Genomic DNA, 24741 nt, shown 5'->3' on the forward strand with positions numbered 1-24741 from the left:
TGCCTACCTTTCGTACAGAAAACTATCGAGGGCGACGGCGGCTCCGCCCACCACCCCGGCGTCGCCGCCGAGGGTGGGGCGCTCCACCCGGACCGTGTCGCGGAGCGCGGGGAACGCCTTGGCGCGCAGCGCGGCGCGCACCCGGTCGAGCACCGGCTCCGGGGCGGTGCGGAAGATCCCGCCGAGCAGGATCAGCTCGGGGTTGAGCAGGTTGACCACGCTGGCCAGGCCGGTGGTCAGGTGGTCGGCCAGCTCGCCGAGGAGCGCGTCGTCCAGCTCGGCGAGCGGGTCGGGCGAGCGCCGGCCCAGGCGCTCGGCCAGGTACGGCTCCGACACGACGGTCTCCAGGCAGCCGGTCGCGCCGCACGCGCAGGTGCGGCCCTTCTCCAGCACGCGCAGGTGGCCCAGCTCGGTGACCCCGTACGCGCCGGGCCGGAACGGCTGCCCGCCGATCACCAGGCCGGCGCCCACGCCGGTGCGGACGTGGACGTACAGGAGGGGGTCGGCGCCGCCGGTGGCGCCGTAGCGGCTCTCGGCGAGTGCCATGGAGCGCACGTTGTGGTCCACGACGGCGGGCACGCCGAGCGCGTCCTCCAGCGGGTCGGCGAAGGCCACGTCGCGCCAGCCGAGGTTGACCGACAGGACGTTGCGGCGGTGCGCGGCGTCCACCGGGCCGGGGGCGGCGACCCCGACGCCGAGCAGCCGGCCGGAGGGCACGGCCGCGGCCAGCCTGGACGCCTCCTCCGCGATGCGCGCGACCACCCGCTCGGGGCCGTCGGCGGCGTCGAAGGCGAACGACGCGCTCTCCAGCACCCGCGCCCGCAGGTCGCACACCCCCAGCTCGACCGTGCCCGCGCCGACCCGCACGCCGATGACGTGCCGGGCGTCGGCCCGGATGGCGATGCCGGTCGAGGGCCGGCCGACCCGCTGGCCGGCGCCCTCCACGGCGCCCTCGGCGACCAGGCCCTCGTCGAGGAGCTGGCCGACGACCTTGGTCATCGTGGTGGCGGACAGGCCGAGGCGCCGGGCGAGGTCGGCGCGCGGCTGGGGGCCGTCGTCGCGCAGGCTGCGCAGCACGAGCCGGCGGTGGTGCCGGCGCACGTCCTGGACCGGCGAGTACCTGTCGTCCATGCCCCGCCCCTTAAGTAACTACTGGTGAGAAAATAACGCGCCCCAACGAGCCGGGCAACACCTCGCGAACCGCCCGAACGGCCGCTCAACCGCCCAGCAGCTCCGCCAGCGTGGTCGCCGGATGGCCGGTGAGCGCCGGGATCGCGTCGCTCACGCCGGCCAGCTCGCCGGCCGCGATCGCGAGATAGGTGGAGACCCACGCCTCCACCTGCCAGGCCGGCGCGCCGTAGGCCGCGCGGGAGGCGTACGCCTCCTCGACCGTCTCCTCGTGGTAGGCGTGCGGGCGGCCGGTCGCCGCCGTGAGCGCGGCGGCCACCTCCTCCAGCGTCAGGGCCTCGGGCCCGGTGAGGTCGTAGGTCGCGCCCTCGTGCGCGGCCGGGTCGAGCAGCACGGCGGCGGCCGCGTCGGCGATGTCGTCCTGGGCCACCGCCGCCACCCTCCCCCGGCCCGCCGGGCCGCGGATCACGCCGTCGGGGCCCGCCATGCCCGGCAGGAAGTCGGCGTAGAGGTTGTCGCGCAGGAACGTGAACGGCAGACCGCTGCGGCGGATGTGCTCCTCGGTCGCCCAATGGTCGCGGGCCAGTGTGAACGTCGCCTCCGGCGAGGCGCCGTAGAAGGAGACGTAGACCAGGTGGGACACGTCGGCCTCGCGGGCCGCGTCCACGAACGCCCGATGCCGGTCGAGGCGGTCGGCGCTCTCCGACGCCGACACGAACAACACCGTGCCCGCCCCGTCGAGGGCGCGCCGCACCGCCGCGCGGTCGCCGTAGTCGGCGCTCACGGCGCTCGCGCCGGCCAGCCTGGGGGCACGCCCGGCGTCGCGGGAGACGAGCCGCTGCTCGGCACCGGCGGCCGCGAGCCGGGCGGCGACCCGCCCGCCGAGCTTGCCGCTGGCGCCCGTGGTCACGACGAAGGCCATGAGCCCAAGCGTAGAGGCCCGGCGCCGCGCCGGGCCGTCGGCACGCTTTCCCGTTCGCGCGCTTCCCGTTCGCGCGCTTCCCGTTCGCGCGCTTCCCGTTCGCGCGCTTCCCGTTCGCGCTTTCCCGTTCGCGCTCGTCCCGCCGCCGCACGCACGCACGCGTCCCGATCGGGAGGGAATGCCCCCTTCCTCCGGGCCGATTCCCCTAGGCTGCGCGGATGGTCGCAACGGAGATCGGCTCGCCGGCCGAGGTGGAGGCCCTGCTGTCCGTCGCCGTCGCCGGCTGGGAGCCGGTGCCGCCCTGGGCCGTGGCCCGGGCGCGGCTGGGCGACGGCACGCCGGTGATCGCCAAGTGGACGCGCCCGCACGTCCTGGGGGCCCGCTCGCGCGGCTGGCGGACCCGTACCGAGGTGGCCGCGCTGCGCTTCCTCGCCGACGACCTCGGCCTCGCGCTCGCTCCGCGCGTGCTCGCGGCCGACCTGGACGGCGGCCTGGTCGTGCTGGAGGACCTGGCTCCGCGCACCCCGCTGGACCGGCTGCTGCGCGAGGACGGCGCCGCCGCGCACGCCGGCCGGCTGGCCGCCTTCGCCCGCGCCCGCGGCACGCTGGGCGCCGCCACCGCCGGCCGGGCCGGCGCCTACTACGCCCGCCGCGCCGCGCTCGGCCCGGTCTCGCCGGAGCAGGACCGCGCGGGCCACTTCACCGAGCACCACCGGCGGGGCGTGGAGCAGGCCGCCGCCCTCGGCGCGCCGGTCACCGGCCCGGCCGGGCGGGAGCTGGCCGCCGCCGTGGCGGAGCTGCTGGAGCCGGGGCCGTTCCTGGCGCTGAGCAACGGCGACCCGGAGACCAACAACGCGCTCGTCCACGCCGTCGGCGAGCCGGACGCCCGCCTCATCGACTTCGAGTTCGCCGGCTGCACGCACGCCCTGCACGACGCGGTCTGCCTGCACGTCCCCGGCCCCGGCTGGTTGTGGGTCGCGGACGACGGGCTCGCCGCCGAGTACCGAGGGGCGCTGGCCCGGGGCGTGCCCGAGGCCGAGGACGACCGCCGCTACGGCCTGGGCCTGGCGGCGGCCTGCCTCTGGTACGCCCTCGTCCGCCTGGAACGCCTGCCCGCCCTCGACGCCCGCCCGCCGGGCGACGACAGCCGCGCGCAGCTCGTGGCGACCCTGGAGTCCGCCGCCCGCGCCGGCGACGCGGCCCTGCCCCGGCTGGCCGGCTGGGCCCGCCGGGCGGCCGAGCTGGCGCGCCGCCGGTGGCCGGACGCCGACCGGGACTTCGGCGCGTTGCCGCCGTACACGCCGCGCCGCCGCTGACCTTGCCGGAACGTCTGGATCGTGCAAACTTAAGCGTCTTCGTTCCTCGCCGCCCCCGGGAGCCACCGTGCGCACGCACCTGATCGTCCCCTTGGCCGCCCTCGTCTTAGCCAACGCCCCGGCGGCCCCCGAAGTGGTGGACTACACGTGCACGACGGTCGCCACCGGCGAGAAGCAGAACATCAAGGTGAGCGTCGAGCTGGACGTCCCGCCCACCGGCACGGTGCAGGAGAACCTGACGATCGGGTGGAAGGGCTCCTACTCCGGCTCGACCCAGCTGATCGCCCCGGTGCTGGACGTGGAGGCCGGGCTCAACCTGTACGCCTACGTGGGCATCAGCAGGATCGACAAGCTGACCTCGGCCACCGGCGTCGCCCAGCTCACTGGCGTCACCGCGGGAGCCCCCATCGTCCTCCCCACGACGACGGTCAACCTGACGACGACTCCGCAGGGGACAGGCAAGGGCACGGTGCACGTCGGCGCCATCAACTTCGGGTCCAGTCCGCAGGAGCGGGTCATCGAGTGCGAGGTCACCAACACGAACGCCCGCACCGAGCACCCGTTGGAGATCACCGCCGCCGGCGCGTCGTCCAGCCCCAGTCCGACCCCCACCCCCACCCCCACTTCCAGCGCGACCCCGACCGACGACGACGAGCCGGACGAGGAGCAGGACCCCGAGGTCACCCCCGAGGAGAGCGAGACCCCCACGAGGACCCCGGAGGGCGGCGTCGCCACCGGGGGCGGGGGCGAGGCCGGGCCGGACGGGCGGCCGCTGATCCTGACCGGGTCCTTCCTGCTGCTCGCCTCCGCCGCGGGCTTCGCGCTCCGCCGCCGCCGCGGCCTGTCGGCGCAGCCATGACGGTCTGTCGGCGCGGCCGTTCCGGACCCCCGGTATTCCCCCTCTTCAAAGGTTAGCCTAACCTTATCTCCATGACCGAGGAGACCTCCCTCCGCGGCGCGGAGCTGTGCCTGAGTTACCACGGCAAGCAGGTGGTCCAGGACGCCCGCATCGCCCTCCGCCCGGGCCGCGTCACCGCCCTGGTCGGCCCGAACGGCAGTGGCAAGTCCACCCTGCTGCGCGCGCTGGCCCGGCTGCACCGCCCCGACAGCGGCGCCGTGACCCTGGCCGACGGCACCCCCACGCTGGACCTGACGGCCCGCGACTTCGCCCGCCGGGTCACGCTGCTCTCCCAGAGCCGCCCCACCCCGGGCGGCGTGCAGGTCCGCGACGTCGTCGGGTACGGCCGCCACCCCTACCGGCGGCGCTGGCGGGCCGGCGACCCCGAGGGCACGGCGGCGATCCTCCGCGCGATGGAGCTCACCGGCGTGGCCCCGATGGCCGAGCGCCCGGTGGACGAGCTGTCCGGCGGCGAGTTGCAGCGCGTCTGGCTGGCCACCTGCCTGGCCCAGGACACCGGCGTCCTGCTGCTCGACGAGCCCACCACGTTCCTGGACCTGCGTTACCAGGTGGAGCTGCTGGAGCTCGTCCGGGACCTGGCCGACGAGCACGGCGTCGCCATCGGCGTCGTGCTGCACGACCTCAACCAGGCCGCCGAGATCGCCGACCACGTCGTGCTCCTGCACGGCGGGCGGGTGCGCGCCGACGGGCCGCCCGCCGAGGTCCTCACCGCCGAGCTGCTCAGCGACGCCTACGGCATCCGCATCGAGGTCTCCCACGACCCCCGCACGGGCACGGTGACCACCCGGCCGATCGGCCGGCACACCCGTGCGGTCCCCGTAACGACATGACAGGAAAGACCATGCGCAAGACCCTGCTCGCCCTCGCCTCCACCGTCCTGCTCGCCGCGTGCGGGACGACCGAGGCCCCCGTGACCGAAGAGGCGGGGCCGAGCGGCAGTCCCTCCGCCGCGACCAGGATCAGCGTGACCGACAGCCGGGGCAAGCAGGTCACGCTCGACCGCCCGGCGGCCAAGGTCGTCAGCCTGGAGTGGGCCGAGACCGAGATGCTGGCCTCCCTCGGCGTCATGCCGGTCGGCGCGGCCGACGTGAAGGGCTACGGCGTCTGGGACACCGCCGCCAAGCTCGACGCCTCCGTCAAGGACGTCGGCACCCGGCAGGAGCCCAGCGTGGACTCCATCAGCGCGCTCCAGCCCGACCTGGTGGTCATGGAGGCCGAGCGGGACTCGGCGCTGGTGGCGCAGCTGGAGAAGTTCGTGCCGGTGCTGGTGACCAAGGGCAGCGACGGCACCGACAACTTCAAGCGCCTGCGCGACGACCTCACCATGATCGCCACCGCCGTCGGCAGGACCGACCAGGCCACCAAGCTGCTCACCGACCTCGACGCCGCCCTGGCCGACGGCAAGGAGAAGCTGGCCGCGGCCGGCGCGGCGGGCAAGCCGTTCGCCATGGCCGACGGGTGGAAGCAGGGCAGCACGATCTCGGTCCGCCTGTTCGGCAAGGGCTCGCTGGTCTCCGACGTCGCCGAGCGGCTCGGGCTGAAGAACGCCTGGACCGGCAAGGTGGACGAGCAGTGGGGCCTCGGCACCACCGACGTCGAGGGCCTGACCGCGCTCAAGGACCCCGAGACCCGCTTCTTCTACAACGCCTCCGACGGCGAGGACGTCTTCGCCGACGGGCTGGCCTCCAACGCCATCTGGAAGTCCCTGCCGTTCGTCAAGAAGCAGCAGGTCACCAAGCTGCCCCCGGGCATCTGGACCTTCGGCGGGCCGCTGTCGTGCCGGCAGTACGCCGAGGCGCTGGTGAAGGCGTACGCGGGTTGAGCACCGAGGCACGCCCGGCCGCGTCCCTCGCCGGGGCGCCGCCGGGCACGCCGCTGCGGCGGCTCGGCACCGCCGGGGTGTTCGTGCTCGCCCTGGCCGCGACCGTCCTGGTCGCGGCCGTGCACGTGACGCAGGGCACCTCGTCGGTGGGCGCGTTCGAGCTGCTGGCGCTGCCGTTCGGCGGCAGCGACGAGGCCGCCCGCGTGTTGCTGGCCTCCCGGCTGCCCCGGCTGCTGGCCGGGCTGGCCGTGGGCGTCGCGCTCGGCGTCGCCGGCTCCCTGCTGCAGTCGATCGCGCGCAACCCCATGGCCTCGCCGGACACGCTGGCCGTCAGCTCCGGGGCGTACCTGGCGGTGGCCACGGCGGCGGCGTTCGGGCCGGCGCTGCCGGTGCCCGTGTCGGGCGGGCTCGCGCTGGTCGGCGGGTTGGGCGCGGCGGGGCTGGTGATGGCGTTGTCGGCGGGCGGGCGTACCGGGACGACCCGGCTCATCCTGGCCGGATCCGCCACCGCGCTGGCGCTGAGCTCGCTCACCAACCTCGTCATGATCCTGTTCGAGGAGGAGACCACCGGGCTGTTCGCCTGGGGCAGCGGATCGCTCGTGCAGAGCGACTTCGGGGCCGTCGCCCAGCTCGGGCCGCTCATCGCGGCCGTGCTGGTGGCGGCGGTGCTGGCCGGGCCGCGGCTGGACATCCTCGGCCTGGGCGACGACACGGCCGCGGTGCTCGGGGTGAACGTGCGCCGCCTGCGGCTGTGGCTCACCCTGCTGGCCGTGCTGCTGGCCGCCGCCGCCGTGACGATCGCGGGGCCGATCGGGTTCGTCGGGCTGTGCGCGCCGGTGATCGTACGGCTGCTGCCCCGGTCCGTCCCCGGGCTGCACCGCAACCGCGCGCTGCTGCCGCTGTCCGGGGTGGCCGGCGCGCTGATCGTGCTCGGCTCGGACATCCTGCTGCGGGCCGTCCTGGGCGGGCAGGCCGGGGTCGAGGTCCCGCCCGGCGTGGTCACCACGGTGCTCGGCGCGGCCGTGATGATCTGGCTGGCCCGCCGCTACCGGGACGCGGGGCCCACCCGACGCCCGCCCGCCGCCCGCACCGGCGCCACCCGGACCCGGGCCGCCTTCCTCGCGGTGGTGGCGATCGGCGCCGTGCTGCTGGCGGGGGCGCTGGTCGCGGGCATGCTGGGCGGCGACCGGTGGCTGCTCACCGGCGACGTGCTCAACTGGTCGCAGGGCCGCTCGGGGCGAGCGCTCACGTTCGTGCTCGACCAGCGCTGGCCCCGGGTGCTGGCCGCCGTACTGGCGGGGGCCGCGCTGGCCGTCGCGGGCGCCGCCGTCCAGGCCGTGTGCCGCAACCCGCTGGCCGAGCCCGGCGTGCTCGGCGTCACGGCCGGCGCGGGCGTGGGGGCGGTCACGCTGCTGACCGTGGTGCCGCTGGCCGGCGTCTGGGCGATGACGGCGACCGCCGGCGTGGGCGCGCTGGCCGCCTTCGCCCTGGTGTACGTGCTGTCCTGGCGCGGCGGCCTGCACTCGGACCGCCTGGTCCTGATCGGCGTCGCCATGCAGGCCGCCTGCACCTCGATCACCGTGCTGATCATCGTCAAGGTCGATCCGTGGAACACCGCGATGGCCCTGACCTGGCTGTCCGGCTCCACCTACGGCCGGGTGCCGGCCCAGCTCGTCCCGGTGGCGCTGGCGCTGCTGGTGGCCGTCCCGCTGCTGGCCTGGCTGCGCCGCGACCTGGACCTGCTCTCGCTGGACGAGGACACGCCGCGCGTCCTGGGCGTGCCGCTGGAGCCCGTGCGCCTGGTGGCGCTGGGCGCCGCCGTCCTGCTCACCGGCACGGCGGTGTCGGCGGTGGGCGTGGTCAGCTTCGTCGGGCTCATCGCCCCGCACGCGGCCCGCGCGCTGGTCGGCTCGCGGCACTCACGCGTGCTGCCGGTGGCCGCGCTGCTGGGGGCGGTGCTGGTGAGCCTCGCCGACACGCTGGGCCGCACGGTCATCGCCCCGGCGCAGGTGCCGGCCGGCCTCGTCACGGCCCTGATCGGCACGCCGTACTTCGTCTTCCTGCTGTGGCGGGCCCGCGCCCAGGCCGACGCCACGTGAGGGGCCGGCCGTGACCGGCGGCGGGGCCGTCAGGAGCCGCCCATCTCCTTGACGAACGCCTCGTGGGCCTCGGTCAGGCGGCGCTCCATGGACTGCAGCGCCGCCTCGTCCACGGAGGTGATCACGCCCGCCTCGGCGATCAGCGCCTGCGCCTGGCGGTTGCAGTCGTCCTGGGCCGCGTTGACCGCGCGCAGCAGGTGCTCGGCCAGGTCCTGGCTGGCCAGGCGCATGACGCGCGGGTTCAGCTTGATCGAGTCGATCCGTCCGGTGCTGTCGGCGCCCACGACGATCTGGCCGTCGGCGGCCGTGCCGGTCCCGCGTACGCTGCCGAGGCGCTGCTGCATGTCGGTGAGGCGCCGCAGGGCCTCGTCGGTCTCCCTGGCCACCCGTTCCAGAGCTTCCGGGCTGATATCACCGGGATCAAGCACGTTCGTCCCCTCTTATCACTTCTGTAACACTGATCACCCCTGACTCGGGACAAAATACTCGATACGCTCATGCCGCGTTAAGCCGGTGTTTCATCACCCGACAAACGAGGACGCCGAGGAGAGAACGTGGCCCAGGACAAGTACGTCACGTCCAAGACCATCGCCGACATCCAGCGCAACCTGCGCGAGTACCTCCTGCCGGGCCTGGAACGGCTGAAAAGCTCCGTGGACAGCACCGCAGTGCCCTTCCCCGGCTTCGGCACCCTCGGCGTCCTCCTCGTCGGCAAGTACGACAGCACCCGCGACGACGTCAAGCACTACGTCGACGACGCCATCGAGACCATCAACAACTGGATCGAAGCCCTGGAGACGATCAAGAAGAACTGGCGGGAAGCCGAAGAAGCCAGCAAAGTCGTCTACCAGTGACAGGAGGACCTGCCCCATGCCCTACGCCGCGCTCCATGCCAAGGCCGCCCTCGACGACCTCAAGCTCGCCGCCAAGTCGGCCCCGGCCATCATGGTGGGCGTCACCATCGCCACCACCGCCATAGCGAACCTGCCCGGCATGGGTGACGCGAAGGCCAACTGGAACTCGCTGGCCAAGGCGCTGGAGGTGGAGTACCCGGGCCTCCTGGGCAACGCCGTCTTCCTGTCGAGGTCGGGCTGGATCGCCGACGACCGCGAGGAGTTCCTGAACGCGGCCAGCGTGTTCGGCGGCGACCTGCAGAAGCTCAGCGGCCTCTGCTACAACCTAGAGTCCCAGGTGGACCAGGTCCGCGACGCCTACGCCGTCTACTGGATGCAGATCGGCGTCCTCGCCTCCGCCGTCCTCGGGTACATCGTCGCCTGCCAGGCCATGAAGGCGACCCCGTACATGAGGGCGATGGGCGACATGCTGCTCCAGCGCCTGTCCATCCTCACCAACGCGATGATCGCCCAGAAGACCAAGGTGCTGTACGGCTTCCTCGCGGTCGCGGGCGGCACCCTGGCCACCAGCTCGCAGTCGATGGGCCAGCTCTTCAACCTCCAGCCGACCAAGGGCGCCGCGATCAACTTCCAGCGGGCCGTCATCCACACGACCCCGCCCTCGACCTACGTCGCCCCCAAGCGCGAGATCCCGGCCCCGCCCGAGAAGTAGCGGACGAACGATCACCCGGCGATCCCGTCCCCCGCACCAGGCACCGACGGGATCGCCCGTACCCCCGCCGCGGCGTCGGCCGATCCCACGAGCTCCGGGACGCCGGGCGTCCGCGTGCCCTGCTCGGCCGCCTTGAGCTCGGCCAATCGAGCTCCTGGCGGACGGCCTGCACGGTCGCCGCCTGGGCCCGTTGCTCCTCGGCGGGCTTCAACGCGACGCGCTCGTCCGCCGCGCGGCCACAGGCGACCAGACAGGCGATCGTCGCACTGACCAGCACGAGCACGATCACCAGGACGACGAGGGACAACGACGTCAGCTCAGCCCACCCGCTTCCAGTCCTGGCACCCGCTGGTGTCGAAGAACTCGCCCTTCTTGAGTGCCACCCTGGTCTGGCCCTGGACGTTGTCGTTGGCGATGATCGCGTCGAGCTCGCCGGAGGCGTCCTTCAGCCGGGCCCAGTAGCAGCCGGAGCCGTCGGCCCCGGCCGTCTTGTAGGTGCCGGGCTTGACGTCCTCGCCGACGAGGTACTGACCGTCACCGGGGAAGGCGGCCAGCGGTCCGCCTTCCCCCTCCGAGCTCACCGCGGGCTCGACGGCGACCTCTCCGGTCACGGCCGGCACGGACGCGGCAGGCACAGACGCGGCAGGCACAGACGCGGCCCGCGCGGTCTCGGTCACCGTGCCGGCGGGGCGCGGGGAGGCCGCCGAGGTCCCGGTGTCGCCACCCGCGCCGATCCCCACCCCGATGACCAACGAGACGACCGCGATCATGCCGTGGGTCAGGAAGCGCCGGCCGGGACGGTCCACGGGCGCCACGGGGGCGACGGGCCGACCGGTGGGGTCGTGTCTAGTCATGTCGAGTCCTCTCACGGTCGTACTTCTGAGCCCGATGGGGCTGACGGGAGGACTGTGGCTCAGGCTCCTTGATGAGCACTGAATTCATTCCGATAACCGCACTTGTCACCATTTGTCATGGACACCACCGGAAGCAGCAGAGGCGGTAACCGATGGGCGGTTAGAGGCCGTCGGTGGTACGGGCGTTGTGGCGTTCGAGGCCGAGCTGGTTCTTCAGGGTCCAGATGATCGCTTCGATGCGTTGGCGTAGCCAGCCGGGAAAGGGCGCAGCGGTTCGTGCCAGGTCGGAATCCGGCGGGCTAGCCACGATGCCGCCACTGACATCTGCGAGCCCAGATCGCGCAGCTGCCGGTCGTAGACGGTCTGGGACGCAGCCGCGGGAACAGACGGCCGATCCTGGCGCCGCCCTCCGTAACCAGTAACGTTCCTGGTCGCATCGCAGCAGTACTTGAGCCACGACCACGACCACTACTCGGCGTAGCGGACCGGGCACAGATCACCCGAAGTCCTCCGCACCTGATGCAAAGAGCCTGGCGGCTCCCTCAGGCTACGAAGACGTAGGCCAGAACTTGGGCGAATTCAGCGCAGGGTCGATCACCCGTAGCCGGCTGGCCACCGTGGGATCGACGCCTCGTAAAGTGATCAAGCGTGGTCCGCTGGATTCTTCCAGCAACGCCAGCGCGCTCGGCAATCCAGCGGCAACCGTCGCGATCGCGGCGCCCATCCCGACCAGCCCAGGGTGCTTGTGCGGATATTCGATCCGGTGCAGACCAGAGACGGCGATAGCGGCCACTTCCCGCGGTCGCTGCATCTGACGGCCGTCGTTGGTGAGAACCACGTGGAACCCCTCGGCCGCGGCTCGCGGATACAGGGTCTCATCGCGCGTGCCCGACCAGCCAGGAAGATCCAGCAGGTGGACGATGTCGTGATTCAGTACGAAACTCGTCAGGACCTGGTGCAGCGGACGGGGGACGTTCTCATCCAGCAGCAGCCTCACGCTGCTCCCTGGGAGGCTCGTAACTGTCGACGTAGTCGGCGAAGTCGGCGGCGTCCAACGCCGCTGTGGCCGACACGCTAGGGTAATACTCCACGATCCGCTCAGCCGGAACACCATCCCGCAGCAGCGCCGCAATCTCGTCGTACGGCACGCGGGTCCCTTCGATCACCGGCATCCCACCGCGGACCGCCGGGTCGACCGTGACGTGCTCCCGGGGACGTAGCAGGTCCGGAATGTGCCGTCCGTCGCGGTAGAACGGCCGCAACACCTCGACCATGTCATGGATGACGAGATTGGCCTTGCGATGCACCAGATCGGTGGCCTGACCCTGCTCGACCAAGTAGATCGTCGAACCATCGGTCACCAACTGGTACGCCGACAGATGCTCACGCTCCTGCAGGTCGTCGCGAAGCGTGTCCAACGCCCGGCGGATCTTCTGCAAGGACGCGTCATTGCGCAGCTTCACACACGTACGCAACGCCACCAGGTCCCGAAACGAATACAGCACCGGACGCACCGGCGAGACCTCCGGCACCAGCACCGCGCCACGCCCAGAACTGGCCTTACGCCAGTGCGCGAGCTGACGAAGCGTGGCACCCGACAACGCCGCCGCCAGCTTCGGACTGTAGGACACCCACTTCACCTCCCTCGCGCGACCCGGCCCCCTTCATCATCGCAAACATCCCCGCGATTCACTCACCATTACCCATCTTGATCGGGAGTCGCCGCACCATTGCCCTCGATCGCACCACCGTCACCGCGCTATGCCGTCACTGCGACCTCCAACAGGCCGGACTCGCCCTCCCCGGCGCAGACGGCGGTGGCTACCTCTTCACCACTCAACACGGCCGGCCAGTCTCGCGCTTCAGGCAGGTGCGGACCTCAAGGCCATTCAGGACCAGCTAGGTCATTCCAGCATCGTGCTGACGGCCGATACCTACGTAACCGTCGACCCACAGGGCGCTCATGACACCGCCGAAGCCATAGCCCGCCTCATTCGCGAGGCCGGACGCCGACTGGTGTTCGCTGACGCGCTCGCCCTGGCCTCGTCACGGCCCCATCAAAGATCAGGCCCGGCTGCCGTAACAGAAGCCGGGCCTGATCAGAGGTTGTGCGCCGCCAGGGACTCGAACCCCGGACCCGCTGATTAAGAGTCAGCTGCTCTGACCAACTGAGCTAGCGGCGCTTGCAGGAAGGAATATACCGGTCATCCGCATCCTGGTCGAATCGGTGGCGGAAGGCGTCCTGGGGCTAGAATAAAGTTCGGCCTGCAGACAGGAGCATCGATGTTCGACTCGCCCGCCGACGTGACGGCGCGGCTCGCCGCCGTGGACTACCTCTCCGACGACGCCATCTCCACCTCGGTGTTCCTGGCCGCGGCGCTGGGCAAGCCGCTGCTGGTCGAAGGGCCGGCCGGGGTCGGCAAGACGCAGCTCGCCAAGGCGGTCGCGGCGGCGACCGGGGCCGAGCTGATCAGGCTCCAGTGCTACGAGGGCCTGGACGAGGCCCGCGCCCTGTACGAGTGGAACTACAAGAAGCAGCTCCTGCGCATCCAGGCGACCAGCGCCGACGACGACATCTTCAGCGAGGAGTTCCTGCTGGAGCGCCCGCTGCTCAAGGCCATCAGGTCCGAGCGGCCCACCGTGCTGCTCATCGACGAGACCGACAAGGCGGACGTCGAGGTCGAGGGGCTGCTGCTGGAGCTGCTGTCGGACTTCCAGGTGACGATCCCCGAGCTGGGGACGATCGCGGCCAGGCGGCGGCCGTACGTCGTGCTCACCTCCAACGCCACCCGCGAGCTGTCGGAGGCGCTCAAGCGGCGCTGCCTCTACCTGCACATCGAGTACCCGACGCCGGAGCGCGAGCGCGACATCGTGCTCAGCCAGGTGCCGACGATCCGGGCCGACCTGGCCGAGCAGCTCGCCAGGACCGTCGCGACGCTGCGCGCGCTGGAGCTGAAGAAGGCGCCCTCGGTGGCCGAGACCGTCGACTGGGCCAACACGCTGCTCGCCCTCGGCCGCGAGGAGCTGGACGAGGCCACCGTGGCGGGCACGCTGGGCGTGGTGCTCAAGCACGCCTCCGACCACACGCGGGCGGTCAAGGAGCTGGGGCTCCCCGATGCCTGAGCCGGGCTCGCTGGTCGACCGGCACGTGGGGTTCGTGCAGGCGCTGCGCGAGGCCGGGGTGCCGGTGTCGGTGGCCGAGGGGCTGGACGCCGCCAACGCGCTGCGCGTGGTCGAGCTGTCCGACCGGGAGTCGCTGCGGGCGGCCTACGCCGCGACGCTGGTCAAGAAGCCGGCCTACCGGCCGGGGTTCGACGTGCTGTTCGACCTGTGGTTCCCGGCGGCCACCACCGAGCTGCAGGCGCCCCGCGAGCGTCCGGTGGACCCGGAGAGCGCCACCGTCGAGGAGCTGCGCGCGTACCTGGCCCGCCTGCTGACCGACGGCGGCGAGGCGGAGCTGCGCGCGTTCGCGCAGGCGATGGTGGGCCGGTTCGGGCGGCAGCAGTCCGCCGGGCCCGGCCGGCAGAACTGGTTCTCCTACAGCGTCATGCGGGCGCTGTCCCCCGAGACGCTGATGGCCCGCATCCTGCGCGAGGTGCTGGCCGGGCAGGAGCGCGGCGGGCTCGCCGAGAAGACCGTGCGCCAGCGGGTCAACGCCGGCATCCGGCGCTTCGAGGAGGAGGTGGCCACCGACGTCCGCCGGCGCATCGCCGAGGACTCCGGCATCGAGCGCATCGCCCGCTCCGCCGTACGCCCCCCGCTCGACCAGATCGACTTCCTGCGCATCACCAAGGCCGACCTGGCCCGGCTGCGCAGGGAGGTCCACCCGCTGGCCAGGCGGCTGGCGGCGCGGCTGACGATCAAGCACAGGAAGGGCCGGCGCGGGCGGCTCGACTTCCGCCGCACCGTGCGGGCCTCGTTGCAGAGCGGCGGCGTGCCGCTGACCACGCACTTCAAGCCGCCCCGGCCGCACAAGCCGGAGCTGGTCATCCTCTGCGACACCAGCGACTCGGTCTCGTCGTTCGCGCACTTCACGCTGCTGCTGACGTACGCGCTGCGCGAGCAGTTCACCAAGGTGCGGGCGTTCGGCTTCGTGGACACCGTGGACGAGATCACCCGCTTCTTCCAGCCGGGCGCCGACGTCGTCGAGGCCATGACCAGGCTCGCGAACGAGGCCGACATGGTCCGCTTCGGCCGCACCAACTACGGCCACAGCCTGGAGCGCTTCGCCGAGCGCTACGGCGACGCCATCGGCCCCAGGACCTCCCTGCTGATCCTCGGCGACGCCCGCTCCAACTACCAGCCGCCCGCCCTCGACCTGCTGAAGTCGCTGGCCGCCAGGGCCCGCCACGCCTACTGGCTCAACCCCGAGCCCCGGCAGCAGTGGGACACCGGCGACTCGGTGGCGGGCGACTACGGCACGATCGTCCCGATGCACGAGTGCCGCAACGTCGCCCAGCTCACCGCATTCATCGAGACGCTGGCCTAGCGCCCCGTCGCCGCCTTTTCGACCTCCAGGAAGGCGACCTGTCCTAGTTCGTCGGTGAAGACGCGGACCGTTTCGACGTCCTCGTCCGGCAGGGTCTCGGCGAGCCTGAGCAGCTGCGCCTCCGTGCGGTACAGCAGCCACCAGTCCATGTACGCCTCCATGTAGGCGGCGCTGGTGCAGGTGGGCATCACGTTGGCGACCAGGAAGCGGCCGCCTGGAGCGAGCATGCTCAGGAGCCGCTCGCAGAGCCGTCGCGCCACCGGGTCGGCGAGGTAGTCGTACAGGCCGGTCGCGTAGACCAGGTCGAAGCCGCTCAGGACCACCTCGCCCCTGAGGACCTCCCGGACCGAGGCCGCCAGCGGGACGACTCCCCACGGGCCCAGCTCGCGCGAGACGACGGCCAGGCTCTCCCTGTCCTGGTCCACGGCGAGGAAACGGCCCAGCCGCCCCTGCCGGAGGGCGGGGCAGTACCTGGCCTCGCGCAGATGCCCGCACGCCAGGGAGAGCACCGACAGCCCCGGCGTGCCGGCCGCCCGGCGGTTCAGGATGTCGATGATCACGCGCCGGCGGGACCGGGCGGCCCGGGTCCCCTGCGAGCAGGTGGAGGTGTAATGGCAGATCTGCTTGCCCAGCGTGGTGCCGGCCTCCCACTCCGGCGGCATCAGCGCGTCCTCGGCGGCGTACATGAAGTCGAGCAGCACCGCGTCCCCCGCGTATCCACGCGGTTTGCGGAACGCGCGGAAGGTGAACGGGTCCTGGTGGAGAAGACCCGCGAGGGGATGGCGGCGGCACGCGCCGACGACCACTTCTCCCCAGATGTCCGCGGGCACCTGCCGTCGGGTCGCGAACAGCTCGCGGAAGAGCACCTCCATCGTCTCCGTGGCGGCCCCGTGCGCCTGGAGCGCCGCCGCGGTCCGGTCGAGCACCCTTTCCAGATCGGCGAGGGAACGGTCCGCCGGTGCGTCCATGAGCCGTTTCCGATCCCCGCGCCCGGCTAGACCGGGGAGGGTGACACGCCGAGCTGCCGGAGCAGGCCCATCAGGTCGAAGTACTGGTGGAAGCTGCTCACCTTCCCGCCGGAGAAGCGCTGCACGTTGCAGAAGCGCACCTCGGCCCGGCGCCCTGTCGCGGCTATCGTCCCGGCGGGGCCGAGCAGCGTGCCGGCGTGGGTCCCGCGTCCGATGAACTCGACCACGCCCTGGTCGCCGGTCGCGAAGGAGTTCGTGATCTCGATCGTGCTGCCGGGGAAGGCGGCCGTCCACGCCTGGATGAACTGGGCGTACCCGGAAGGCCCGTGAAAAGTGGCGCCGAGCGGGACGTTGACCACCTCGCAGTCGTCCGTGAGCACGGCCAGGGATTTCGCCAGCCAGTCCGGATCCGACGGGTGCGCGCCGTATAAGTCGAGCAGGAGGTGATTGAGCGTTGTCGCGTCCGTCATCGCAGTTCTCCCGGCAGCACGGGCCGACACTGGAACTCCAGACTGCCGACAACCCCCGGGCGGTTCAAGACCCTTTCCGCGGAGGCGCCGGGGTGCTAGGCGGCGGCCTTGAGCAGTTCCTTGGCGGCGGTGCGGGTCAGCAGTTCGAGCTGCTCGTCGGTGTAGACGCGGCCCTCGGCGGCCCTGATGACCTTGGCGGCCACCCGGGGCTTGAGCACGGTGAGCCCTTCGGCCACGAACACGCCGCCCCTGGGCAGCAGCCCGCAGTGGACCGCCAGCATGGGCGAGATCGTCACCGGGATGCCGGTCTCGCGGGTCAGCAGCTCGGCGAACGACTCGGCGGTGCGCACCAGGCCCTGGGCGTACTTGGAGCCGTACTTCTCGCCGAAGAACAGCCGCCCGGCGTAGACGTTGATGTCGGTGTCGGGGCTCCAGGACTCGTTGTCCACGATCCACACCCCGGCGGGGCCGATCACCAGGTGGTCGATGGACGCCTCGCCCTTGACCGCGCGGCCGTCCAGCACGGTGTAGCCGTGCCTGCTCAGCGAGCGGCGCAGCAGCCGGGCCGTGATCGTCTCGCCGTGCTTGGCGCCGCGCCAGACGGCGGTGGCGTGGAAGGCGCGCCAGTCGAGGTACCAGTCACCCGCGGCCACCAGGGCGGCGACGAGGAGGCCGGCCAGCACGGAGGCGGCGGCCAGCTCGAAGCGCAGCCCGAGCGCCAGTCCGACGACGAACCCCACGCCCGCCTTGACGTACCTGGACCTGCGCCGGTTCTGGGCGTCCTCGCGCCAGAGTTTCTCGTACCACCACTGCGCGGAGTTTCCTGTGTACTTGTCGCTAGGCTGCACGTAGATCGAGCCACCGGGCACGGCAAACTCCCCGAAAGAGTAGGTGATGATGCTGGATCTGCCACGCCGAAGATCCCTCGCCGGTCAAGGGATACCCGCCCCTTAACCAAGGCAAGCCTAAGGTGAGGTGATTGGCACCGGCAAGACGGGCGACCGACCAGTCGGTATGCTATGGCGGTGACCAAGGGGGATCAGGTGAAAGAGGAACCGGTCCGGCAGCGCCTGCTGGCCGAGGCGACCCGGCTGTTCGCCGAGCGCGGGTTCGAGAGCACCTCCGTGCAGGAGGTCGTCGTGGCGGCGGGCGTCACCAAGGGCGCCATGTACCACTACTTCGACTCCAAGGACGACCTGCTGCGCGAGATCTACGGCCGGGTGCTGCGCATGCAGATGGACCGCCTGGCGCAGATCGCCGACGGCCCCGGCACGGTCGAGCAGCGCCTGCACCGCGCCGCCGCCGACGTCGTGGAGACCACGACCGCCAACCTCGACGACTCCAAGATCTTCTTCCGGTCGATGCACCTGCTGGCCCCGGAGACGCAGAAGACCGTGCGGGCCGAGCGCCGCCGCTACCACGAGCGCTTCCGCGCCCTGGTGGCCGAGGGGCAGCGCACCGGCGTGTTCGCCGCGAAGGTCCCGGCCGAGCTGGTCGTGGACTACTTCTTCGGCTCGGTGCACCACCTGGGCACGTGGTTCCACGCGGACGGGCCGCTCACCGGCGCCCAGGTGGGCAGGCACTTCGCCGACCTACTGCTCGCCTCCCTCGGGGCCGGGGACGCCGGCGAGTGAGGCCAGCGCCGCCCGGTGGTCGCCGGGCGTGCCGAGCGCGATCTCGGTGGCCTTGGCGCGCTTGAGATAGAGGTGGACGGGGTGCTCCCACGTCATCCCGATCCCGCCGTGGAGCTGCAACGCCTCCTCGGCCACGCGCACCGCGACCCCCGCGTTCCACGCCTGGGCCACGGCCACCGAGACGCCCGACGGGTCGGCCGCCGCGTTGCGCGCGGCGGCCCTGGCCCGGACGACGTCCAGCCACAGGTCGGCCAGCCGGTGCTTGAGCGCCTGGAACGAGCCGATCGGCCGGGCGAACTGGTGGCGCTCCTTGACGTAGGCGAGCGTCGTCTCCAGGCACCACTCGGCCACGCCGAGCTGCTCGCTGGCCAGCAGCGCCGCGCCGAACCGCAGCACCGCCGCCAGGTCGCAGGCCCCCACCCGCCGGGCCTGCACCCGGTCGAAGGTCACCGTGGCGACCGGCCGGGTCAGGTCCAGCGAGGGCACGACCGCCACCGAGGCGCCCTCGGCCGCGTACAGCTCGCCGTCCACCGGCACCAGCAGCACGTCGGCCACGTCCGCCCCGGCCACCCCGGTGACCGTCCCGGTCAGCCGCCCGCCCTCGATCCGCACCTGCGAGCCGCGCAGCGGCCGGTACGGCGAGGCCGCGAGCGACACCGCCAGCGCCGCCGTCCTGCGCCCCTCGGCCAGCTCGCCGAGCAGGGCGTCCCTGGTGGGCAGCAGCGCCCGGGTGGCCAGCACGGCGCTGGTCAGGAACGGCACCGGCGCCACGGCCCGGCCCAGCTCCTCCAGCACCACGCCCGCCTCGCCGGGCCCGGCCCCGGCGCCGCCGAGCTCCTCCGGGATCAGCAGCCCGGCCACGCCGATCTCGCCGGCCAGCGTCTTCCACAGGTCCAGGTCCGCCGGCTCGGACTCGGCGCGCTTGAGCACGGCGGCCGGCGGGCAGCGGTCGGCCAGCAGGGCGCGCACGCTCGCGCGCAGCTCCTCCTCGATCTCCGAGTACAGCAGGGTCGCGGATGAGGTCATCGCGGCAGGTCCTTCCAGGGCACGTCCTTGTCGACGCGGGGTTCCGAGGGCAGGCCGAGCACCCGCTCGGCGATGATGTTGCGCAGGATCTCGGACGTGCCGCCCTCGATCGAGTTGCCCTTGGCCCGCAGGTAGCGGTAGCCGGGGCCGCGGCCGTAGAAGTCGACGTCCTCCGAGCGGCGGAACGTCCAGTCGTCGTAGCCCAGGTCGCGGTGGAACTCGACGTCGAAGCCGGTCAGCGCCTGGTTGAGCCGGGCGAACGACAGCTTCATGCCCGAGCCCTCGGGGCCCGGCTGCCCGGCGGCGAGTTGCTCGCGCAGCCGCGCGCCCGACAGGCGGGTGACCTCGGCCTCCACCCACAGCGACAGCAGCCGCTGGTGCAGGTCGTGGGTACGCAGCTCGGGGTGCTCGCGCCAGGCGTTCAGCACGGTGGCCATGACACCGCCGCCGCGGCGGGTGGGCGCGCCGCCGATGGCCACGCGCTCGTTCATGAGCGTGGTCTGCGCGACCCGCCAGCCGTCGCCGACCTCGCCGAGGCGCAGGTCGTCGGAGAGCCGCACGCCGGTGAGGAAGACCTCGTTGAACTCGGCCTCTCCGGTGATCTGCCGCAGCGGCCGCACCTCGACGCCGGGCGCGTGCATGTCGCACACGAAGTACGTCAGGCCGCGGTGCTTGGGGACGTCCGGATCGGTGCGGGCCACCAGGATGCCCCACCGCGCGTGGTGGGCGCCGGACGTCCAGACCTTCTGGCCGTCCACGACCCACTCGTCGCCGTCCCGGACCGCCCGGGTGGCGAGCGTGGCCAGGTCGGAGCCGGCGCCGGGCTCGCTGAAGAGCTGGCACCAGATCTCCTCGCCGGTCCACAGCGGGCGCAGGAAGCGGCGCTTCTGCTCCTCCGTGCCGAACGCCAGGATCGTCGGCGCGGCCATGCCGAGCCCGATGCCCTGCTTGCCGCCGTTGATCTGCGGCGTGTCGGCCAGCTCCCGCTCCACGACCTGCTGCAGCTCGCGGGCCACGCCCAGCCCGCCGAGCCCTTCGGGGAACCACACCCAGGCCAGGCCGGCGTCGAACCGGGCCCGCAGGAACTCCAGCCGGTCCCCCGCCGGATCGTGCCCGGCCAGGAAGGCCGCGACCCGTTCCTTGATCTCCGCCTCGTTCACATGTACCTCTTGATCTCGCGATGGGCCAGTGAGCGCTTGTGCACCTCGTCGGGGCCGTCGGCCAGGCGCAGGGATCGGGCGCCCGCCCACAGCGCGGCCAGCGGGAAGTCCTGGGAGACGCCGCCCGCGCCGTGCACCTGCACGGCCTTGTCGAGGATCCACTCCACGGTGACGGGAGTGGCGATCTTGATCGCCTGGATCTCGGTGTGGGCACCCTGGTTGCCCACCGTGTCCATGAGCCAGGCGGTCTTGAGCACGAGCAGCCGGAGCTGCTCGATCTTGATCCGGGACTCGGCGATCCAGTCCTGGACGACACCCTGCTGCGCGATCGGCTTGCCGAAGGCCGTCCTGGACAGCGCCCGCCTGCACATCATCTCGACCGCCCGCTCGGCCATGCCGATGAGGCGCATGCAGTGGTGGATGCGGCCGGGGCCGAGCCGGGCCTGGGCGATGGCGAAGCCGCCGCCCTCCTCGCCGATGAGGTTCGCCGCCGGGACGCGGACGTCCTCGAAGACGACCTCCGCGTGGCCGCCGTGGTCGGCGTCGGTGTAGCCGAAGACCTGCATCCCGCGCCTGGCCAGCACGCCGGGGGTGTCGCGCGGCACCAGGATCATGCTCTGCTGGCGGTGCTTGGGCGCCTCCGGGTTGGTCTTGCCCATGACGATGAAGATCTTGCAGTTGGGGTTCATCGCGCCGGTGATGAACCACTTGCGGCCGTTGATGACGTACTCGTCGCCGTCGCGGGTGATCGAGGTGGCGATGTTGGCGGCGTCGGAGGAGGCCACGTCGGGCTCGGTCATCGCGAACGCCGAGCGGATCTCGCCGTCGAGCAGCGGACGCAGCCATTCCTTGCGCTGCCACTCGCTGCCGAACATCGCCAGGACCTCCATGTTGCCGGTGTCCGGGGCGGCGCAGTTGGTGGCCACCGGGGCGATGGCGGGACTCCGGCCCATGATCTCGGCCAGCGGGGCGTACTGGAGGTTCGTCAGCCCGGCGCCGTGCTCGCCCGGCAGGAACAGGTTCCACAGGCCGCGCTTCCTGGCCTCGTCCTTGAGGTCGTCCAGCAGCGGCGGGGGGCTCCAGCCGCTCGTGGCCGCCTGCTCCTCGAAGGCGGACTCGGCCGGGTAGACGCACTCGTCCATGAAGCGGAGCAGGCGCTCGCGCAGGTCCTCGGTGACTCGGTCATAGGCGAAGTCCATGCGGCGAGCCTACCGACCGGCCGGTATGAGTGTCGACAGGTGGTTCCTCACAAAAACCGGCAGGTGGCCATTATCTGGACGACCGGGACTCCTTAGGGTTGCCGTCATGACCGCGCAGCTCCCCGCCCCCGTCGTGCTCGAGAACGACGCCGTCCGGCTCGAACCGCTCTCCCTGTCCCACCTCCCCGACCTGTTCGCGGCCGGCGGCGGGGACGACGAGGTCTGGCGGTGGCTGCCGACCGCCACGCCGCGCACCGAGGAGGAACTGGGCAAGATCGCCCTCGGGCTGATCCACGACGACAAGCACGTCCCCTTCGCCGTGGTGCCCCGGGAGGGCGGCCGGGCGGTCGGCTGGACCACCTACTGCGACGTGCCCGGCTTCGAGGCCAGCATCGAGATCGGCTGGACCTGGTACGGCCGCGCCGTCTGGCGCACCGCCGTCAACACCGCCTGCAAGCTGCTGCTCGTGGACCACGCCTTCGGGCTCGGGTACAACCGCGTCATGCTCAAGACGGACGCGCTCAACCTGCGTTCCCAGGCCGCCATCAGGCGCATCGGCGGCGTGCACGAGGGCACGCTGCGGCGCCACCGCAAGCGGCCCGACGGCACCTGGCGCGACACCGCCGTTTTCGGCATCCTCGAAGAGGAATGGCCGGAGCACCGGGCCCGGCTGCTGAACCGCTCGTAGAGAGGCGGCGTCCCATCCCGCATGACTGACCGGCTGGGCGGCTACTGGCTCGGCGCCCGGCTCGACGGCGGCGGGCGGGTGAGCGTCCGCGAGGCGTACGACGAGGCGGGCGAGCGGTACGCGCTGGCGATGCCCGCCCGCGGCGACGTCGCGGCCGCCCGCCGGGTGCGCTCGCTGTCGGTGGCCGCCGTCGTCGCGGCCTGCCCGGACGCCGATCCGCCCTACCTGGTCAGCGAGTACGTCCCCGGGCTCACGCTGCGGCGGGCCGTGGACCGGCACGGGCCGTACGCGGGGGGCGAGCTCTACCGGCTGGCCGCCGCCACCGCCACGGCGCTGGCCGCCGTCCACGAGGCCGGCGCGGCCCACGGGGCGCTCACCCCGGACAAGGTGCTGCTGAGCGCGGAGGGCCCCCGCCTGGTCGGCCTCGGCCTGCACGGCACCGCCCACGACGGGGGTGATGGCGCCGCGGGGGACGTGCACGCCTGGGGGCGGCTGATGCTCTTCGCCGCCTACGGCCCCGAGCGCCGATTAGGCGGCGGCGAACGCCTGGACCGCCCCCTGCGCGCCCTGGTGGCCGCCGCCCTGCACCCCGACCCCGAGCGCCGCCCTGCCGCCCGCCAACTCCTGATGTCCCTGCTCGACGTGCCCCAGTCCCAGCAGGGCCCGCTGCCGCCCCCCGAGCCCGTGGACGACCCGCCGCTCGGCGACCGGGCCGAGGCCGTCTACCAGCGGCTCGGGCCGGGCGAGCAGGACCTGGTGCCGGAGGTGTTCCTGCGCCTGGCCGGCCCGGACGCCGCCACCGTCGCCCCGGCCGCCAGGGACGACCTGCTGGCGGGACGCCCGCCCGACGAGGCCGCGGCCCTCGGCCGGGTGCTGGCGGCGTACACCAAGGAGGGCCTGCTCGCCGAGACGGAGGAGCCGGGAGCGCCGGCGGGGGGCGTCGGGATCGCCTGTGCCGCGCTGCCGCGGGCCTGGCCGCGGCTGCGGGAGTGGCTGGACGCCGAGCGGGACGGCCTGACCGTCCACCGGGAGCTGGCGGCGGCCGCGCGGCGCTGGGAGGCGGACGGCCGCCGCGCCGCGGGGCTGCTGCGGGGCGAGCCGCTGGACCGGGCGCTGGCCTGGGCGGCCGGCGGGCGGCGGCGGCTGACGCTGAACCCGGCCGAGCAGACCTTCCTGGACGCGGCGCTCACCAGGGCCCGCAGGCGGACGCGGCGGCGGTGGGCGGCCGTGGCGGCGCTGCTGCCGGTGGTGCTGGCAGTGGTGCTGGCAGTGGGGCTCTGGCAGGGGATGGCGCAGCGCGGCGCTGCCGAGCGGCGGCTGGAGGGGGCGATGGCCAGGGTGGCGGCGTCGCGGGCGGAGCAGCTCCGGCTCACCGACCCGGTCACCGCCCGCCGGCTGAGCGTGGCCGCCTGGCGGCTGGCGCCGGTCCCTGAGGCGTGGCGGGCGCTGACGGCCCCGGACGCGGCGGTGGCGGTGTTCGCCGATCCGCGCACGGGGCCGCGCACGCTGCACGCCATCAGCGGCGACGGCGCCCTGCTCGCCGCGCTGGAGGAGGGCACGCTGCGGGTCTACGACCTCGCCACCGGCCGCGAGCTGGCCCGCGTGGCGGGGCCGGAGCAGAGCGTGCGCGCCCTGGCCTGGTCGCCGGACGGACGGACGCTGGCGCTGGTCGGCGTGGACCGCTCGTACCTGTGGACCCTCGGCTCCCCCGCGGTCGGGCCGCCGTTCGGGCGGGGGCTGGGCGCGCCCGGCGAGCAGGCGGCGTGGTTCAGCCCGGGCGGCGGGCTGCTGTTCGCGGCGGCCCGGCAGTCGGGCGAGCGGTGGGCGTGGGACCTGCGGGCCCGGCGGGCGGTCTTCGTCGGCGAGTACGCGGTGGTCGGCCCCGGCGACCGGGTGGCGCTGGTGTTCGCCGGCCGCCGTTCCCGGATCAGGCGCGACGGCCGGGAGGCGCGGGCGGCCTGGCTGGACCGGATGCCGTGGGAGTACACGGCGTTCGCGCCGGACGGCCGGCGGGTGGCGATCGCCGAGGAGAGCGGCATCGCGGTCTACGGCCTGGACGGCGTGCCCACGGCCATGACCCGGTTACGTCCCTCGCCCGGCCGCCTGCGCTTCAGCCCCGACGGGCGGCTGCTGGCCGTCACCGACAGCGACCGCGTCCGGGTGTGGCGGCTCGGGGAGCGCCCGCTGCTGGTCGCCGAGCGGGCGGTGGCGGCGGCCGGGGTGGACCGGCCCGCGCAGGCCGTCTTCGTCCCGGGCGGGCGGGAGCTGCGGGTGCTGGCGGGGCGCGGTCTCGTCCTCACCCTCGATCTGGAGCCCGCGCGGCCGCCCCGCAACCCGGCCGCGTCCATCTGCTCCCGCTACGGCCCGCTCTCCCCCGCCGAGTGGGCCCGGCAGCTCCCGGAGCTGCCCTACCGCCCGACCTGCTGAGCCCCGGCCCGCTGGACCCCGGCCTGCTGGACCCCGGCCCGCTGGACCCCGGGG

General features: G+C 73.0%; 25 protein-coding genes and 1 tRNA gene. 12 read left to right on the top strand and 14 right to left on the bottom strand.

Annotation, left to right across the window (positions count from 1 at the left end; translation table 11 throughout):
- Positions 1-3 precede the first annotated feature (3 nt).
- Together AB0H75_RS23425 and AB0H75_RS23430 are read right to left on the bottom strand one after the other, a co-directional pair.
- Positions 4-1131, bottom strand: coding sequence for an ROK family transcriptional regulator (locus tag AB0H75_RS23425; RefSeq protein ID WP_367799340.1), 1128 nt, complete (start codon positions 1129-1131; stop codon positions 4-6).
- Between the two features lie 85 nt (positions 1132-1216).
- Positions 1217-2050 carry an NAD(P)H-binding protein gene (locus AB0H75_RS23430; RefSeq protein WP_367799341.1) on the bottom strand — a complete coding sequence of 278 codons (834 nt, stop codon included), beginning with the start codon at positions 2048-2050 and terminating at the stop codon, positions 1217-1219.
- A gap of 218 nt (positions 2051-2268) precedes the next feature.
- Between AB0H75_RS23430 and AB0H75_RS23435 the strand changes: the two genes are divergently transcribed.
- The 5 genes from AB0H75_RS23435 to AB0H75_RS23455 all read left to right on the top strand — a co-directional run bounded on the left by AB0H75_RS23435 (position 2269) and on the right by AB0H75_RS23455 (position 8206).
- A complete protein-coding gene (locus tag AB0H75_RS23435) occupies positions 2269-3366 on the top strand; it encodes a hypothetical protein (RefSeq protein ID WP_367799343.1) in 1098 nt (365 codons plus the stop codon).
- 67 nt (positions 3367-3433) lie between these two features.
- Positions 3434-4225, top strand: coding sequence for a hypothetical protein (locus AB0H75_RS23440; protein WP_367799345.1), 792 nt, complete (start codon positions 3434-3436; stop codon positions 4223-4225).
- Positions 4226-4296: 71 nt separating this feature from the next.
- Entirely contained in the window at positions 4297-5115 is an 819-nt protein-coding gene (locus AB0H75_RS23445) for an ABC transporter ATP-binding protein (RefSeq protein ID WP_367799347.1), read from the top strand.
- A gap of 11 nt (positions 5116-5126) precedes the next feature.
- Positions 5127-6107, top strand: coding sequence for an ABC transporter substrate-binding protein (locus AB0H75_RS23450; protein WP_367799349.1), 981 nt, complete (start codon positions 5127-5129; stop codon positions 6105-6107).
- On the top strand, positions 6104-8206 hold the full coding sequence (locus AB0H75_RS23455; RefSeq protein ID WP_367799351.1) for an iron ABC transporter permease: 2103 nt from the start codon (positions 6104-6106) through the stop codon (positions 8204-8206). The genes AB0H75_RS23450 and AB0H75_RS23455 overlap by 4 nt, the downstream gene beginning before the upstream one ends.
- A 29-nt stretch (positions 8207-8235) precedes the next feature.
- On the opposite strand, the gene AB0H75_RS23460 is transcribed toward AB0H75_RS23455, so the two are convergent.
- Positions 8236-8634: a YbaB/EbfC family nucleoid-associated protein gene (locus AB0H75_RS23460; RefSeq protein ID WP_367799353.1), complete on the bottom strand. Its 399-nt coding sequence runs from the start codon at positions 8632-8634 to the stop codon at positions 8236-8238.
- 126 nt (positions 8635-8760) lie between these two features.
- Here AB0H75_RS23460 and AB0H75_RS23465 point away from each other — a divergent pair, with 126 nt between their 5' ends.
- Together AB0H75_RS23465 and AB0H75_RS23470 are read left to right on the top strand one after the other, a co-directional pair.
- On the top strand, positions 8761-9060 hold the full coding sequence (locus AB0H75_RS23465) for a hypothetical protein (protein ID WP_367799355.1): 300 nt from the start codon (positions 8761-8763) through the stop codon (positions 9058-9060).
- Positions 9061-9076: 16 nt separating this feature from the next.
- Positions 9077-9772 carry a hypothetical protein gene (locus AB0H75_RS23470; protein ID WP_367799357.1) on the top strand — a complete coding sequence of 232 codons (696 nt, stop codon included), beginning with the start codon at positions 9077-9079 and terminating at the stop codon, positions 9770-9772.
- Positions 9773-9783: 11 nt separating this feature from the next.
- Here AB0H75_RS23470 and AB0H75_RS23475 read toward each other — a convergent pair whose 3' ends face one another.
- The 5 genes from AB0H75_RS23475 to AB0H75_RS23495 form a co-directional block, all read right to left on the bottom strand.
- Positions 9784-9918 (bottom strand): hypothetical protein, encoded by a 135-nt coding sequence (locus AB0H75_RS23475; protein WP_367799359.1) that lies wholly within the window; start codon positions 9916-9918, stop codon positions 9784-9786.
- A 171-nt stretch (positions 9919-10089) separates the two neighbouring features.
- Positions 10090-10626, bottom strand: a complete 537-nt coding sequence (locus AB0H75_RS23480) for a hypothetical protein (protein ID WP_367799361.1) — start codon at positions 10624-10626, stop codon at positions 10090-10092.
- Between the two features lie 547 nt (positions 10627-11173).
- Positions 11174-11623 carry a DUF5615 family PIN-like protein gene (locus AB0H75_RS23485; RefSeq protein ID WP_367799363.1) on the bottom strand — a complete coding sequence of 150 codons (450 nt, stop codon included), beginning with the start codon at positions 11621-11623 and terminating at the stop codon, positions 11174-11176.
- The gene (locus AB0H75_RS23490; RefSeq protein ID WP_367799365.1) at positions 11604-12257 is read right to left on the bottom strand and encodes a DUF433 domain-containing protein; all 654 of its coding nucleotides are present in this window, start codon (positions 12255-12257) and stop codon (positions 11604-11606) included. The genes AB0H75_RS23485 and AB0H75_RS23490 overlap by 20 nt, the downstream gene beginning before the upstream one ends.
- A 478-nt stretch (positions 12258-12735) precedes the next feature.
- A tRNA-Lys gene (locus AB0H75_RS23495) sits at positions 12736-12809 on the bottom strand.
- A gap of 100 nt (positions 12810-12909) precedes the next feature.
- Between AB0H75_RS23495 and AB0H75_RS23500 the strand changes: the two genes are divergently transcribed.
- Both AB0H75_RS23500 and AB0H75_RS23505 read left to right on the top strand, forming a co-directional pair.
- Entirely contained in the window at positions 12910-13749 is an 840-nt protein-coding gene (locus AB0H75_RS23500; RefSeq protein ID WP_367799367.1) for an AAA family ATPase, read from the top strand.
- Positions 13742-15115, top strand: a complete 1374-nt coding sequence (locus AB0H75_RS23505) for a VWA domain-containing protein (protein ID WP_367799369.1) — start codon at positions 13742-13744, stop codon at positions 15113-15115. Before AB0H75_RS23500 ends, AB0H75_RS23505 begins: the two co-directional genes overlap by 8 nt.
- On the opposite strand, the gene AB0H75_RS23510 is transcribed toward AB0H75_RS23505, so the two are convergent.
- The 3 genes from AB0H75_RS23510 to AB0H75_RS23520 form a co-directional block, all read right to left on the bottom strand.
- On the bottom strand, positions 15112-16083 hold the full coding sequence (locus AB0H75_RS23510; protein ID WP_367799371.1) for a hypothetical protein: 972 nt from the start codon (positions 16081-16083) through the stop codon (positions 15112-15114). The genes AB0H75_RS23505 and AB0H75_RS23510 overlap by 4 nt on opposite strands.
- A gap of 26 nt (positions 16084-16109) precedes the next feature.
- A complete protein-coding gene (locus AB0H75_RS23515; RefSeq protein ID WP_367799373.1) occupies positions 16110-16553 on the bottom strand; it encodes an ester cyclase in 444 nt (147 codons plus the stop codon).
- Positions 16554-16648: 95 nt separating this feature from the next.
- Positions 16649-17422: a nuclease-related domain-containing protein gene (locus AB0H75_RS23520; protein ID WP_367799375.1), complete on the bottom strand. Its 774-nt coding sequence runs from the start codon at positions 17420-17422 to the stop codon at positions 16649-16651.
- 150 nt (positions 17423-17572) lie between these two features.
- On the opposite strand from AB0H75_RS23520, the gene AB0H75_RS23525 reads away from it, so the two are divergent.
- Complete coding sequence (locus AB0H75_RS23525; protein ID WP_367799377.1) at positions 17573-18187, top strand: TetR/AcrR family transcriptional regulator; 615 nt, start codon at positions 17573-17575, stop codon at positions 18185-18187.
- Here the strand turns inward: AB0H75_RS23525 and AB0H75_RS23530 are convergent.
- From AB0H75_RS23530 to AB0H75_RS23540, 3 genes are read right to left on the bottom strand one after another with little or no spacing between them, the layout of a single operon-like run.
- Positions 18146-19213, bottom strand: coding sequence for an acyl-CoA dehydrogenase family protein (locus tag AB0H75_RS23530; protein ID WP_367799379.1), 1068 nt, complete (start codon positions 19211-19213; stop codon positions 18146-18148). The genes AB0H75_RS23525 and AB0H75_RS23530 overlap by 42 nt on opposite strands.
- Positions 19210-20373, bottom strand: a complete 1164-nt coding sequence (locus tag AB0H75_RS23535; RefSeq protein ID WP_367799381.1) for an acyl-CoA dehydrogenase family protein — start codon at positions 20371-20373, stop codon at positions 19210-19212. The genes AB0H75_RS23530 and AB0H75_RS23535 overlap by 4 nt, the downstream gene beginning before the upstream one ends.
- Positions 20370-21572 (bottom strand): acyl-CoA dehydrogenase family protein, encoded by a 1203-nt coding sequence (locus AB0H75_RS23540; protein ID WP_367799383.1) that lies wholly within the window; start codon positions 21570-21572, stop codon positions 20370-20372. The genes AB0H75_RS23535 and AB0H75_RS23540 overlap by 4 nt, the downstream gene beginning before the upstream one ends.
- Before the next feature lie 106 nt (positions 21573-21678).
- Here AB0H75_RS23540 and AB0H75_RS23545 point away from each other — a divergent pair, with 106 nt between their 5' ends.
- Complete coding sequence (locus AB0H75_RS23545; RefSeq protein ID WP_367799385.1) at positions 21679-22260, top strand: GNAT family N-acetyltransferase; 582 nt, start codon at positions 21679-21681, stop codon at positions 22258-22260.
- A 21-nt stretch (positions 22261-22281) separates the two neighbouring features.
- On the top strand, positions 22282-24687 hold the full coding sequence (locus AB0H75_RS23550; protein ID WP_367799387.1) for a hypothetical protein: 2406 nt from the start codon (positions 22282-22284) through the stop codon (positions 24685-24687).
- Positions 24688-24741: the final 54 nt, after the last annotated feature.

The organism is Nonomuraea sp. NPDC050783, assembly GCF_040802095.1.
Taxonomy (GTDB): domain Bacteria; phylum Actinomycetota; class Actinomycetes; order Streptosporangiales; family Streptosporangiaceae; genus Nonomuraea.

Bases quoted from the DNA above. Each gene is read 5' to 3' on its own strand.
- AB0H75_RS23540 (WP_367799383.1), bottom strand. From the start codon at position 21,572: ATGGACTTCGCCTATGACCGAGTCACCGAGGACCTGCGCGAGCGCCTG.
- AB0H75_RS23545 (WP_367799385.1), top strand. From the start codon at position 21,679: ATGACCGCGCAGCTCCCCGCCCCCGTCGTGCTCGAGAACGACGCCGTC.
- AB0H75_RS23550 (WP_367799387.1), top strand. From the start codon at position 22,282: ATGACTGACCGGCTGGGCGGCTACTGGCTCGGCGCCCGGCTCGACGGC.
- AB0H75_RS23525 (WP_367799377.1), top strand. From the start codon at position 17,573: ATGGCGGTGACCAAGGGGGATCAGGTGAAAGAGGAACCGGTCCGGCAG.
- AB0H75_RS23505 (WP_367799369.1), top strand. From the start codon at position 13,742: ATGCCTGAGCCGGGCTCGCTGGTCGACCGGCACGTGGGGTTCGTGCAG.
- AB0H75_RS23470 (WP_367799357.1), top strand. From the start codon at position 9,077: ATGCCCTACGCCGCGCTCCATGCCAAGGCCGCCCTCGACGACCTCAAG.
- AB0H75_RS23445 (WP_367799347.1), top strand. From the start codon at position 4,297: ATGACCGAGGAGACCTCCCTCCGCGGCGCGGAGCTGTGCCTGAGTTAC.
- AB0H75_RS23510 (WP_367799371.1), bottom strand. From the start codon at position 16,083: ATGGACGCACCGGCGGACCGTTCCCTCGCCGATCTGGAAAGGGTGCTC.
- AB0H75_RS23500 (WP_367799367.1), top strand. From the start codon at position 12,910: ATGTTCGACTCGCCCGCCGACGTGACGGCGCGGCTCGCCGCCGTGGAC.
- AB0H75_RS23515 (WP_367799373.1), bottom strand. From the start codon at position 16,553: ATGACGGACGCGACAACGCTCAATCACCTCCTGCTCGACTTATACGGC.
- AB0H75_RS23530 (WP_367799379.1), bottom strand. From the start codon at position 19,213: ATGACCTCATCCGCGACCCTGCTGTACTCGGAGATCGAGGAGGAGCTG.
- AB0H75_RS23450 (WP_367799349.1), top strand. From the start codon at position 5,127: ATGCGCAAGACCCTGCTCGCCCTCGCCTCCACCGTCCTGCTCGCCGCG.
- AB0H75_RS23425 (WP_367799340.1), bottom strand. From the start codon at position 1,131: ATGGACGACAGGTACTCGCCGGTCCAGGACGTGCGCCGGCACCACCGC.
- AB0H75_RS23430 (WP_367799341.1), bottom strand. From the start codon at position 2,050: ATGGCCTTCGTCGTGACCACGGGCGCCAGCGGCAAGCTCGGCGGGCGG.
- AB0H75_RS23435 (WP_367799343.1), top strand. From the start codon at position 2,269: ATGGTCGCAACGGAGATCGGCTCGCCGGCCGAGGTGGAGGCCCTGCTG.
- AB0H75_RS23480 (WP_367799361.1), bottom strand. From the start codon at position 10,626: ATGACTAGACACGACCCCACCGGTCGGCCCGTCGCCCCCGTGGCGCCC.